The 11,989-nt window shown below is 68.7% G+C and carries 9 protein-coding genes; 6 read left to right on the top strand and 3 right to left on the bottom strand.

The window, feature by feature from the left end; translation table 11 throughout:
• The first annotated feature begins 51 nt into the window (after window positions 1-51).
• The 3 genes from AB5J53_RS30585 (at window position 52) to AB5J53_RS30575 (ending at window position 4,866) form a co-directional block, all read left to right on the top strand.
• Window positions 52-1,272, top strand: coding sequence for a PP2C family protein-serine/threonine phosphatase (locus tag AB5J53_RS30585; RefSeq protein ID WP_369248837.1), 1,221 nt, complete (start codon window positions 52-54; stop codon window positions 1,270-1,272).
• Between the two features lie 375 nt (window positions 1,273-1,647).
• The gene (locus AB5J53_RS30580) at window positions 1,648-4,083 is read left to right on the top strand and encodes a SpoIIE family protein phosphatase (protein WP_369248836.1); all 2,436 of its coding nucleotides are present in this window, start codon (window positions 1,648-1,650) and stop codon (window positions 4,081-4,083) included.
• A 189-nt stretch (window positions 4,084-4,272) separates the two neighbouring features.
• A complete protein-coding gene (locus AB5J53_RS30575) occupies window positions 4,273-4,866 on the top strand; it encodes a DUF4291 domain-containing protein (RefSeq protein ID WP_369248835.1) in 594 nt (197 codons plus the stop codon).
• Between the two features lie 75 nt (window positions 4,867-4,941).
• Here AB5J53_RS30575 and AB5J53_RS30570 read toward each other — a convergent pair whose 3' ends face one another.
• A complete protein-coding gene (locus AB5J53_RS30570; protein ID WP_369248834.1) occupies window positions 4,942-6,573 on the bottom strand; it encodes a S8 family serine peptidase in 1,632 nt (543 codons plus the stop codon).
• Between the two features lie 182 nt (window positions 6,574-6,755).
• On the opposite strand from AB5J53_RS30570, the gene AB5J53_RS30565 reads away from it, so the two are divergent.
• Together AB5J53_RS30565 and AB5J53_RS30560 are read left to right on the top strand one after the other, a co-directional pair.
• Window positions 6,756-7,409 carry a hypothetical protein gene (locus tag AB5J53_RS30565; protein ID WP_369248833.1) on the top strand — a complete coding sequence of 218 codons (654 nt, stop codon included), beginning with the start codon at window positions 6,756-6,758 and terminating at the stop codon, window positions 7,407-7,409.
• A gap of 815 nt (window positions 7,410-8,224) precedes the next feature.
• Window positions 8,225-9,073 (top strand): hypothetical protein, encoded by an 849-nt coding sequence (locus tag AB5J53_RS30560; protein WP_369248832.1) that lies wholly within the window; start codon window positions 8,225-8,227, stop codon window positions 9,071-9,073.
• A gap of 4 nt (window positions 9,074-9,077) precedes the next feature.
• Here AB5J53_RS30560 and AB5J53_RS30555 read toward each other — a convergent pair whose 3' ends face one another.
• Both AB5J53_RS30555 and AB5J53_RS30550 read right to left on the bottom strand, forming a co-directional pair.
• Window positions 9,078-9,464: a VOC family protein gene (locus AB5J53_RS30555; RefSeq protein ID WP_369248831.1), complete on the bottom strand. Its 387-nt coding sequence runs from the start codon at window positions 9,462-9,464 to the stop codon at window positions 9,078-9,080.
• A gap of 375 nt (window positions 9,465-9,839) precedes the next feature.
• Entirely contained in the window at window positions 9,840-10,880 is a 1,041-nt protein-coding gene (locus tag AB5J53_RS30550; protein WP_369248830.1) for an NAD(P)-dependent alcohol dehydrogenase, read from the bottom strand.
• Window positions 10,881-11,055: 175 nt separating this feature from the next.
• Here AB5J53_RS30550 and AB5J53_RS30545 point away from each other — a divergent pair, with 175 nt between their 5' ends.
• Window positions 11,056-11,970, top strand: a complete 915-nt coding sequence (locus tag AB5J53_RS30545) for a helix-turn-helix domain-containing protein (protein WP_369248829.1) — start codon at window positions 11,056-11,058, stop codon at window positions 11,968-11,970.
• Window positions 11,971-11,989 lie beyond the last annotated feature (19 nt).

Below are 11,989 nucleotides of genomic sequence, written 5' to 3'. Positions count from 1 at the left end.
GTGAGAGAGGACGGGATCGGTGTGAAACTGGGCAGGGAAGGGGTGATCCCCGTGTCGGACCCACCGCACACGTCCTATGGTCCCGACACCGCCGTCGACACGGCCGTCGACGAGAATCGGCTGGAAGAGCTGATCAACGAGGCGCAGACCTGCCTGCCGGTCGAACTGCCCGCCCTGGCGAACCGGTGCGCTTCGTCCCTCGGCCTGGACACCGCGCTGATCTACCTCGTCGACCTGCAACAACAGCAGCTCATCCCACTCGACGAGGCTTTGGAGCCGCTGCCGGTGGATGGCTCGTCGGCCGGCTGGGCGTACCGCACCGTCGCCCCGCGGGTGGCCGAGGCCGAGGACGGCTTGATCCTCTGGATGCCTCTGGTCGATGGTGCGGAGCGGCTGGGCGTGCTGGCGGTGCGGACCGCCTCGCTCGACGGGGTGCGGATGCGCCGCAGCCGGATGCTGGCCCATCTGTTCGCCATGCTGATCACCTCCAAGCGCGCTTACAGCGACTGGCTCGCCGCCCGCACCCGCACGGCGACCATGCAGTTGCCCGCCGAGATGCTGCGGGCCTTCCTGCCACCCCGCACCATCGGCAGCAGCAGATGCGTATCGACCGCGGTCCTGGAACCGGCGTACGACATCGCCGGCGACGCCTTCGACCACTCGGTGGTCAAGAACATCCTGCACACCATGATCCTCGACGCCATGGGTCACGATCTGAACGCAGGCCTGACCACGTCGGTCGCCATGGCGGCGGCGCGCAACGCCCGGCGGGGCGGTGGCGACCTGGCCGCCGTCGTCGGCTCCGTCGACCAGGCGCTTGCCAAGTGGCTGCCCGACCACTTCTGCACCGGCGTGCTGTGTCGGCTCGACGCCGAGACCGGGGTGCTGCGCTGGGTCAATTGCGGTCACCCCCCACCGCTGCTGATCCGTGCCGAGCGGGTGCTCGCCGGGGCGCTGGACAGCCCCCCACAGCCGCCGATCGGCCTGGCTGGTCCACTCGCCCCGGCAGCCAGGCAAGTCCACGAAGCGACCCTGGAACCGGGCGATTGCGTCCTGCTCTACACCGACGGTGTCGTGGAGGCTCGCGACGCGGACGGTGCGGAGTTCGGCCTCGACCGGTTCACCGACTTCATCATCCGCTCCTCCTCGGCCGGACAGCGCCCGGCCGAGGTGTTGCGGCTGCTCATCCACGCCATCCTCGATTACCAGCGCAACCAACTGCGGGACGACGTGACCATCCTGCTCTTCGAATGGCGTCCGCAGCACCGGTGACGCGGTATTGCGCCGAGCCTCGCTGTGCTCGTGCGCCGTCTTCGGCCCGGTCGGGTACTGGGTCGGCACCACCTCCCCTGGTGTCCGGGCTGGGAATCCGAGGAAAGTCCCGAGGGCATCGCGTCGGTGCCGGAGGTATCGGAGAAGTAGCCGAACCAGTCCGAGTCAGCCCGACCGGCCGTGGCACCGATCGTCATTGACGCGGTGCCACGGCCGGGTCGTCTTGCTGAGGCAGCGAACGTGGCCACCCCATTCGGTGCATGCGCTGCGCGCCGCCGTACCACTCCTGCCGGACCGCCGGGCCGAGAGGAACGGGAGGTCGCGAACGGAGACCGCGGGGAGGAACATCGGAGTCATGTAGGCAAGGTGGTGGCTATGGGGACGCCGTCGATGCATTTCAGCGAGAGTCCTGAGGATCCGTTCGCCCTCGGGCGCGGCGCCTCGGCTGTGCTCGACGATCAAGGCACCGTCGTCGGCTGGAGCGCCCGTGCACAGGAGTTGCTGGGCTATCCGGCCAAGGAAGTGATCGGACGGGCGTGGCAGGACCTCCTGGTCGACGCCCGTGACCTGCCTGTCGCGCGGTCCGTCGTTGTGGACGCCATGAGGACGGGCGGCTGGTTCGGGGTCCTGCCCGTCCGGCACCGCGACGGACGGCGGGTGGAGATGGGGTTCCGGGCCCGCGCGATCACGCGGGGCGGGGACAGTCAGGAGTGGGTCCTCGTCGGAGCCCCCGCCTCGGAGGTCAGTGCCTGGCAGCGGGACCGTGCGCTGCTGGACGGCCTGTACCGCCGGTCCCCGATCGGTCTGGTCACTTACGGCCCGGACCGGAGAGTGATTCGGGTCAACCGTGCGGTCGAGAAGGCAAGCGGTGTCCCGGCCGAGGCGCCGGTGGGCCGTCGCCCCCGCGAATTCATGGTCGACGAGGACGCGGGTCCGACCGAGGAGCGGGTACGGCACGTCCTGGAGACCGGCGAGCCGTTGATCTTCACGGAGCAGTCGGCCCGGGCACGCCACGATCCGGGCCGGGAACGGATCGTGTCCGTGTCGGCGTTCCGGATGGAAGACCCCTCGGGCCGGGTGCTCGGCGTGGCCGAGACGATCGAGGACGTGACCGACCGCCACCGGGCCCAACGCAGGCTCGCCCTGCTGAACGAGGCAAGCGCCCGGATCGGAACCTCACTGGACGTGACACAGACGGCCCGGGAACTGGCCGAGGTGGCCGCCGACGGCCTGGCCGACTACTGCTCGGTGGACCTTCTGCAGTCGGTGACACTTGGTGACGAACCACCCCCCGGTGTGACAGGTCCGCTGCTCCGAGTAGCCCTCTCGCCCCCAGAACGCCGGGTCCCGTACCAGGAGGGCGAGGTGGTCCCGCTCCTTCCGGAATCTCCGCAGGCGCGGTGCTTGGCCGAGCGTCGCCCGATTCTCGACCGGCTGCTGTCCCTCCGCCCCGAGTGGTACGCCATGGACCGGCGGCGGATCGAGATCGCCTTGGGTCTCGGCGTTCATTCGCTGATCGTGGTGCCCTTGGTGGCTCGCGGCCTGGTGCTGGGCGTCGTGAGCCTGTGGCGAGTGCGCCATTCGGAGCCTTTCGAGAACGACGATGCCGCGGTGGCCCATGAGTTCTCCTCGCGCGCGGCCGTCTGCATCGACAACGCGCGCCGCTTTACCCAGCAGCAGAGCGCCGCTCTGACTCTGCAGCGCAGTCTCCTGCCGAGCGCGGTGTCCGACCTGCCGGCTGTCGAGGTGGCCTGCCGATACCTCCCGGCGAGCGGTGAACCGGGCATCGGCGGTGACTGGTTCGACGTGATCCCGTTGTCAGGGGCCCGGGTCGCGCTCGTCGTGGGAGACGTGGTCGGCCACGGGATCCACGCCGCGGCCTCCATGGGCCGCCTGCGCGCCGCCGTGCGCACCCTGGCCAGCCTCGACCTGGAACCGGACGAGGTGGTGGCGCGGCTGGACGATCTGGTCAGTCTGCTGGCCACCGAACTGGAGGCGAACGCTGACGACAGCGGGTCCACAGTGGAGCAGATGCTCGGGGCCACCTGCGTGTACGCGGTCTACGATCCGGTCTCCCGGCACTGCTCCCTGGCACGCGCCGGTCACCCGGCACCGCTGGCGTCCACCCCGGACGGCGAGGTGACCGTACTCGACCTGCCCGCGGGTCCACCACTGGGTCTGGGCGGGCTGCCCTTCGAAACGTACGACCTCGACCTCCCCGAGGGCAGCCTGCTCACGCTCTACACCAACGGTCTTCTGGAGGCGCGCAACGGCGACATCGACGCCGCGCTGGAGCACATGCACGAATGTCTCACCCACTCCGCCGATCCTCTGGACGACACCTGCCACGCCGTGGTCGAAGCGCTGCTGCCGAAGGAGCACCTCCCCACCGACGACATCGCGCTGCTCATCGCCCGTACCCGGGTGCTACCGCCACAGGATGTCGCCACATGGCAGCTGCCCCTGGAAGCGACCGCCGCTGCCCGTGCCAGGGAGCTGACCACGGCGAAACTGACCGAATGGGGGCTGACGGAACTGGCCTTCACCACCGAGCTGGTCGCCAGCGAGCTCGTCACCAACACCTACCGGTACGCGGCCGGCCCCGTCACCCTGCGCCTCATCCGTACGCACTGCCTGATCTGTGAGGTGTCGGACACCAGCCACACTTCCCCTCACCTCCGACGGGCCCTCACCACGGACGAGGGCGGACGCGGGCTTTTCCTGGTCGCGCAGATCACGGAGCGGTGGGGCACCCGCTACACCCACGACGGCAAGACCGTTTGGACGGAGCAGCCTCTGCCGCACGCATGACCCGCAACGACGGCGTGTCTGTTCCACCAGGTGCTGTCGCGGCGGTTCAAGCTGCCCTGCTCCCAGCACGGGCCGTACTGCCACAACACAACTGACTGGCATCGCGCCCGGCGGGACCTGAGGTCGCGGCCCCCGGCGCAGTCGAAAATCGATGGCCCATGGGAGTCGTTCAGCCTCACCCTGTACGCCATGGAAGAACCGCAACGCAGGATCCGCGCGCTCCACACGGAGTCCACGATCACCATCTACCAGGCATACGCACCGGAGATCGGCATGCCTGCGGTTCGCCAAGGTCGTTTCCCTGCCGGGTGGAAGCGGGACCGAATGACGTGGATCAAGCCGTCGTTCCTGTGGATGATGTACCGCTGCGGCTGGGGCACGAAGGCAGGTCAGGAGACCGTCCTGGCGGTCGAGATCAGCCGCGAGGGCTTCGAGTGGGCCTTGCGGCACGCGTGCCTGTCGAGCTACGTCCGCGGGATACATCCCGACCGAGCCGCCTGGCAGCGCCAATTGAGGCGTGCGCCCGCTCGCGTGCAGTGGGACCCCGAGCGAGACCTTCACCTGCAGCCCCTGCCGTACCGGTCTCTGCAGCTCGGCCTCTCCGATGAGGCCGTACGACGCTACGCGGACGAGTGGACGATCTCCATCCGCGACGTGACCCCGCTCGCCCACGAGATCCATGCCCTCGTCAGCGGCGGTGACCTGGACTCCGCCGCACGACTGTTGCCCCAGGAACGTCCGTACCCGCTTGGAGACGGACTCCCTGCCCACCTACGGGGATGACGGGCTGCAAGCCGAACGGCACCCGTCCCTCGTCGGGGCGGGTGCCGTTCTGTGGGGCTGACGAAGAAGACCGGCCTAACCGGCCATGGACAGGTCGAAGGGCGAAAAGGCCGGAGCCAGCTGCACTCCGGGGGCAAGGCCGAGGGCGACGAGAGCGTCGGGCAAGCCGCGTCCGACGTGGGCCGCCTCCACCGTGCCCGGGGCGGCCAGCTGACGGCAGCTGGCGGCGATGATCTCGAACAAGTGCTGCACCCGGCCAGGTCCGCGGGGCAGCAGCTGGCCGTGGAAGTCCTCGTGGTGGGCGAGAACGAGTGCGGCAAGGCCGACGACGTGGGCCGAGGCCGTGCCGGTACCGTCGAGGGCCGTGTATCCGCCCTCCCGCGCGCACGACAGGACCGCCACACCCGGGGCGGCCGCGTCGATACCGGGCCCGTAGCAGCTGAACGGCGCGGCGAACAGCCCTTCCGGTGTCAACTGAGGCCCCGAATGGGTGGCTTGGGAGGTCTCCTGCGGGTACGACCCGAAGACTCCCAGTGCGCCCACGGTGAACACGGTGGGCAGCGAGCCCGGGAACGCGACCGGCCCGCCGGTGTCGCCCGCCGGGGCGACGCAGGCGATGCCCGACGCGTTGGCGTCGGCGAGTTTGCGTGAGACCAGCGCCGACGGGTACGTGGTCGCCACCGCGATGTGGGCGATGTCGACCTCGCGTTCGATGCAGTGGTCCAGGGCGGCGATGAGGTCGCTGAAATGCCCGTCGGGCATCACCTGACAGGCCTCGATCTCGGCGTCGACCGCGATTCCGATGACGCCCGTGCCGGTGTCAGCCCCGGCGATGATCCCCGCAGCGTGTGTACCGCTGCCCATCATGTCGTGCGCCCAGCCCTCCTCGGTGCCCCGAACGAGATCGGCCCCGGAGCGCACCCGTTCCTTCAGATCGGGGTGCTCGGCACTGACACCCGAACCGATGACCGCGATCCTGACGCCGAAGGCACGGAACGTGGGGGGCAGCCGGTCCAGCCGCATGGCCTGCTGGCCCCACCCGTACCCCTGCCGCTCCTCCAGCTCCGGGTACACCTTGGTCAACGGGGTGAGGGTGACGACGTTTTCCCGGTCCGCCGACAGGCCGGGGTGATGGATCCAGCGGTCCGTGTAACCGCCCTTGGGCCGAACGTAAAGGGACTGAACGGACTCTTCGGTTTCCGTCGCCAGCGTGATGGTGACCATCCCGTCGGCCCCGGTGATGCCCTGGCCCGGCCATGTCGACCCGATCAGAAACACCCCCGCGCCGGCCAGCGGTTCGCCGTCCGGGCCGCAGACGCGCACCGAGATTTCCACAGGTTGTTCCAGCGACATGACCAGCCCCGGATCGCGGAGCGGCAGGATCCCCGCGGTCGGTGTGGCGGCGGGTCCGGTTCCGGACAGCGGCAGGTCCGGCTCGATGTGCACGTGCAGCGACCGCATCGCCGGTACCTGGGCCTCGGCCGCCTCGACGACCGCGATTTCCGGGCAGGAGGGGGGCAGCCCCGCCGACTGGAGCTTCTCCGAGGGCCGGAGCCTGCGGGTCACTTTGACCTCGGGCATCCGGTCCAGCCGGTCACACATGGCGTCCATGCTGAGTTCGGGCACTCCCGGTGGGAGCAGATTCTGCGGCAGCGGTGTCACCATGTACCGCTGCCGGCGCGGCTGCACCGTGAGCGGTGCGTGCACGCCCTTCTTGCGTGGCCCCGTTTCTTTGCCCGCGGGGACCGGCCCACCCGCCCCCGCACTCGCGGACCCGGTCTCGTTGTTGCCAGGCCTTTCCTTGACCATTACGCCCACCTTCACCACGCCTACGTCGTCCTTGTGCTCCTGATCCGGCAAGGGGCAGCTCGCGCTTCCAAGGTGATGCGGTGTGCCCGGGAACGCGCCCGGAGCACACCGCATCGCGCTCTGCCCTCAGGTCAGCCGATACCGAAGGGCTGACTCATCTGGCCGAAGCCGAAGCCAGGCTGCTGGTACTGGGGGAACTGCTGGCCGTACGACTGCTGGCCGAACCCGCCGCCCCACTGCTGGCCCTGCTGACCCTGCTGACCCTGGATGCCCTGCTGGCCCAGCTGACCCTGCTGACCCTGCTGACCCTGGTGACCCTGCTGACCCTGGTGACCCTGCTGACCCTGCTGACCCTGCTGACCCTGCTGACCCTGCTGGAGCAGCGCCACGATCGCGGTCGGCAGCGCCTGCTGCACGGACTGCTCCACAGCGCTTCGGACGCCTTGTTGCAGCGTGTGCTGCAGCGCCACAGCCAGGTACGGGTGCGCCTGGTGGGCGATGCCCTGCTGCTGGAGCTGCTGCTGGACCTGCTGGATCTGCTGCAGCGTCTGCTGCATGCGCTGCGCGATCTGCTGGCTCGCCTGCTGACACGCCTGCTGGATCGTCTGCTGGACGAGCTGCGCGATCTGCTGCTGCGGGGCACCGGTCTGCTGGCCGAACTGCTGCAGGGGTTGGGTACCGGTCATCACCGACATGAATGCTCCGTTCGATGGATCACTGGAGAGCCGACATAAATGCACAAGTCGGCCTTATCGGGAAAATCCGACGCCTCGAACCTAAGTTGGCGTCGCCTCGACCGCAATCGGATGCGCCCCTGGCGGGAGGCGATCGCCATTCGGATCGCCGACGGGAAACCGCGCATGGTTCGCCCGCCAGGACAGGGCCCGCGAAACCGCCGCCGAGACCAGGCGATCGTCCGCGGGCTGGAGCTCACTACGACGGGGATCGCGTCGCCGACCGACATCAGCGGTCGCCCGGTTCGGATGCCGTGGGCAACAATCGACGCCGACCCGGCGATGCGGCGCCCTGCGCGCCCGGTAGTCAGCCGGACGACGGGGCACGGAAGCGATGCCGAAGCGGAGTTCCTGTTCTGAATGGATCAGTGCCCGCCCCTGGACAGCCGGCGTAGCTCGGCATTCCGACGAAGGCGACTCCGGCCATGTACGGCGGCTGGGAGAAACCGAGGAAAAACAGATGCCCGGAGGGCTTCTGGCTGTCGCCGTGGGATCGAAGCGTGGGCGCCGACATCGACCCAGCGGCTCCAGGAGGTACGCACGCAGCGCGATATGACGCAGCCTCATATGACGAGGGGAAGGCGCTGCCCGTGCCGACGACGAGCCTCATCACCGAGTGCCGGGCCGATTCCGAGGCGGCTGTCGGCAGTTCTGAGCGCGGGGAGACCACTCGGCGTGGCTCATGGGTCCGGTCCGTGCGGTCGGGCTGAGGGAAGAGCCGACCCTGGACGGCCTGCGGGCCTTCGACCCGGTCACCACAGGGGTTCACCCGTCGACGGCCTGGTCGCACCCGACCGGCGCGGTAGTTTGCCGGCATGTGCGTCTCAATGGATCAGGCCGAGTTCTCCGGTACCACCTTGTACGGCGGGCGCCTGCGGCATCCCGTGCACGGCTTGATTCACGTGCTGGGCTACCAGAACACCGCGGTCAATCTGGCCGACGGCCCCAATGCCATGGTGCTGCACCTGCCGACGTATCGGATGGGGCCGCGCAACTTCCTGTCCATCGGAAGCAGTTCGGACGTTCTTGACCGGATGGTGGAGGCCGTGCGGCCCGTCGCGGTGGCGTCAGTCGCCGGTATGGACTGGATGGAGTGGGATGCCACGCCGGAGGTTCAGGTCTTCGAGCACGACATCTATACGGTGCTGCTCGCTCATACTCCGACCGCACTGCCGACGGCCCTCGCGGAGGTGCCCGAGCACAAGCGGCCCCGGCTGAGTGAGGCGCTGCTGCGGTTCTACGAGGAGCGGTATCCGGGGCGTGCCCTCGCCGTGTGCTGCTTCGACAACGCGCAGGCCGCGCAGTCCAAACCGCTGTTGATGTGGTACAGGCCCATCGACCCGGACGTGCTCACGCTTCCGGCCCTGGACTGCCACACGGGAGATGTGCCCGACCTCGACTCCGAGGTCCCGGTGGACCACTGGGTGCTGTTCGGCACCGACGAGGCACCGGAGGAGTGGGGCTTCCCCGTCGACCATGACGAGGACATGCGCCACGACCTGCGGCAGTTCCTTCCCGACAGGGTGGTCGGGCAGTACTTCGGTGGCACTCTGCCCAACGGGGACTTCTCCATCAGGCACGAGGACCTGCTCGCCGACGACGCCGGCGATCCCGATGGCCATCCCGACCTGGATCTCATCAGGATCAGGAGGACCGTGGCCTGATCGATCAGTCGCCTCCACTTCCGTACGGTCGCGTCAGTATCTCCAGGTTGTGGCCGTTCGGGTCGTCGAAGTAGGTGCCTCGGCCGCCGTCGTTGGTGTTGATCTCGTTGACGCGGCGGTGGGCCGGGTCCGCCCAGTAGGTGAGGCCGGCTGCCCGGATGCGGGCGAAGATCTTGTCGAAGTCTTCCTCCGAGACGAGGAAGGCGTAGTGCTGCGGGGTGATCGTCCCGGTCGTGTCCATGTAGTCGAGGGTCACGCCGTTGGGGATCGGGACCGGGCTGAACGGGCCGTACTGCGGGCTCACTTGGAGGCCCAGGATGTCCGCGAGGAACTGGGCCGAGGCCTTCTTGTCGTGGGCGGCGACGATCGTGTGGTTCAACTCGACGGGCATGGCGAAAACCTCCCCGTACGCGCCTGTACTTCCGTCCCTTCCACAGTAGGCATCCCGGCCCGCTGATCCCAGACCCCTCCGCGCGACAACTAAGGCAAGCCTTACCTTCATCATTGTTGAGCGGCCGCACCCGACCTGGCCCACTGGTGGGCGTGCCGGTCCGTCGGCGCGTTCACCTCGCGCCCGGTCCGACTGGCCACGCCCATGGGCGAGTTCACGTACGAGATGACTCTGCTCGGCGCGCCCGGCGGTCACGTACTCGCGCAGACGCGGATACCCGAGTCGTACGACGGGAACGCCGAGGGCGCCGACCGGCCGTACGACCTGTCGACGCCCTCTCCGCACGTGAACTGGATCGTGCTCCGCGCACGAGAACTAGATCGTGGCGGTGTCGATCACGAAGCGGTAGCGGACGTCGCTCGCCAGCACGCGCTCGTACGCGTCGTTGATCTCGGAGGCGCTGATCAGTTCGATCTCGGCGCCGAAGCCGTGCTCGGCGCAGAAGTCGAGCATCTCCTGGGTTTCCTGGATGCCGCCGATGCCGGAGCCCGCGAGGGTCTTGCGGCCGCCGATCACCGAGAAGAGGTTGAGCTTGACGGGCTCCTCAGGGGCGCCGACGTTCACGAAGGCGCCGTCCGTCTTCAGCAAGGACAGGAACGCGTCCAGGTTCAGCGGGGCCGAGACCGTCGACAGGATGAGGTCGAAGGTGCCCTTCAGCTCCTCGAAGGTCTTCGGGTCGCTGGTGGCGTAGTAGTGGTCGGCACCCAGCTTCAGTCCGTCGTCCTTCTTGCGGAGCGACTGGGAGAGGACCGTGACCTCGGCACCGAGCGCGTGCGCGATCTTGACGCCCATGTGGCCGAGGCCGCCCATGCCGAGGACGGCGACCTTCTTGCCGGGGCCGGCGTTCCAGTGCTTGAGCGGGGAGTACGTGGTGATGCCGGCGCAGAGCAGCGGCGCGGCCTCGTCGAGGGACAGGCCGTCGGGGATGCGAACGGTGAAGTTCTCGTCCACGACGATCTTCTCGGAGTAGCCGCCGTAGGTGGGCTCACCGTCCTTGCCGACGGCGTTGTACGTGCCGACGTTGCCGCCGGTGCAGTACTGCTCCAGGCCGGCCTTGCAGTTCTCGCACTCGCGGCAGGAGTCGACCAGGCAGCCGACGCCCACGCGGTCGCCGACCTTGAACTTGGTGACACCGGAGCCGACCTCGGAGACGATGCCGGCGATCTCGTGGCCCGGCACCATCGGGAAGATGGCCTCGCCCCAGCCCTCGCGGGCCTGGTGGATGTCGGAGTGGCAGATACCGGCGAACTTGATGTCGATCAGGACGTCGAACTCGCCGACCTCGCGACGCTCGATGGTGGTGCGCTCCAGCGGAGCCTTGGCGGCGGGAGCGGCGTACGCAGCAACAGTGGTCATGCCGGGGGTTCTCCTAAGGAGTGGTCTGTCCTGTGCCCGGCTGCCTTCGGTCGGGCACAGGATTCAGCTTGCCCCGGCTCACAGCATTCACCCAGGCCACAGTTCTGCGTACGTTCGCTGGTCCTACTACTGGCGGGGTCAGGCTTCTCTGCGTACGACCGTGAATACTGGACGTATGGATGAACATCCCTCTCCGGGTCCCGCGGGCGGAACGGGGCAGCCGCTGGACCGGCGTGCCGAGCTCAGCGAGTTCCTGCGCACCCGCCGGGCCCGGCTGAAGCCGGAGGACGTCGGGCTGCCGGACTTCGGGCGGCACCGCCGTGTGCCCGGGCTACGCCGCGAGGAGCTGGCGCAGCTGGCCGGGGTGTCCGTCGCGTACTACACGCGCCTGGAGCAGGGCAACGGGCGGAACGTGTCGGCCGAGGTGCTCAACGCGATCGCCCGCGCCCTGCGGCTCACCGACGCCGAGCACGCGCATCTCACCCACCTCGCGAAACCCAAGCAGCACAAGAAGAAGCAGACGGCTCGGCCGCAGCAGGTGCGGGGGGCCTTGCGGCAACTGCTCGACACGTTGGACGGCGTCCCGGCGTACATCACCGGGCGGCGCTCGGACATCCTCGTGTGGAACCGGATGGCCGCGGCCGTCTTCGGGGACTGGTCGGAGCTGCCGCCGCAGGAGCGGAACTGGGCGCGGATGGTGTTCCTGAAGCCCGAGTACCGCGAGCTGTTCGTGGAGTGGGAACAGAAGGCGATCGACATCGTCTGCCATCTGCGCATGGACGCGGGCTGTCATCCGGACGATCCGCAGCTCTCGGCCCTGGTCGGCGAGCTCTCCGTGAAGAGCGAGGACTTTCGGCGGCTGTGGGCCACGCATGACGTGAAGGAGAAGACCCACGGTGTGAAGCGGCTGCGGCATCCGCTGGTCGGGGACTTGGCGCTGCAGTTCGAGTCGTTCCGGCTGTCCGACGACAGCGAGCAGGCGTTGATCACGTATCACGCGGAGCCTGGGTCCGCCTCGGCGGAGGCGTTGCGCCTGCTGGCGTCCTGGGGAAGGGACGCGACCCGCGCGGGCGCCGCGTCACCGCCGTAATCTTTTTCGGCTCCTCCGC

It is taken from the genome of Streptomyces sp. R41 (assembly GCF_041053055.1).
Classification (GTDB): Bacteria; Actinomycetota; Actinomycetes; order Streptomycetales; family Streptomycetaceae; genus Streptomyces.
This window is presented reverse-complemented; position numbering and strand designations above follow the sequence as displayed.

Excerpts from the sequence above, each read along its gene's own strand:
- AB5J53_RS30560 (WP_369248832.1), top strand. The coding sequence starts at position 8,225 with ATGTGCGTCTCAATGGATCAGGCCGAGTTCTCCGGTACCACCTTGTAC.
- AB5J53_RS30555 (WP_369248831.1), bottom strand. The coding sequence starts at position 9,464 with ATGCCCGTCGAGTTGAACCACACGATCGTCGCCGCCCACGACAAGAAG.
- AB5J53_RS30575 (WP_369248835.1), top strand. The coding sequence starts at position 4,273 with ATGGAAGAACCGCAACGCAGGATCCGCGCGCTCCACACGGAGTCCACG.
- AB5J53_RS30580 (WP_369248836.1), top strand. The coding sequence starts at position 1,648 with ATGGGGACGCCGTCGATGCATTTCAGCGAGAGTCCTGAGGATCCGTTC.
- AB5J53_RS30545 (WP_369248829.1), top strand. The coding sequence starts at position 11,056 with ATGGATGAACATCCCTCTCCGGGTCCCGCGGGCGGAACGGGGCAGCCG.
- AB5J53_RS30550 (WP_369248830.1), bottom strand. The coding sequence starts at position 10,880 with ATGACCACTGTTGCTGCGTACGCCGCTCCCGCCGCCAAGGCTCCGCTG.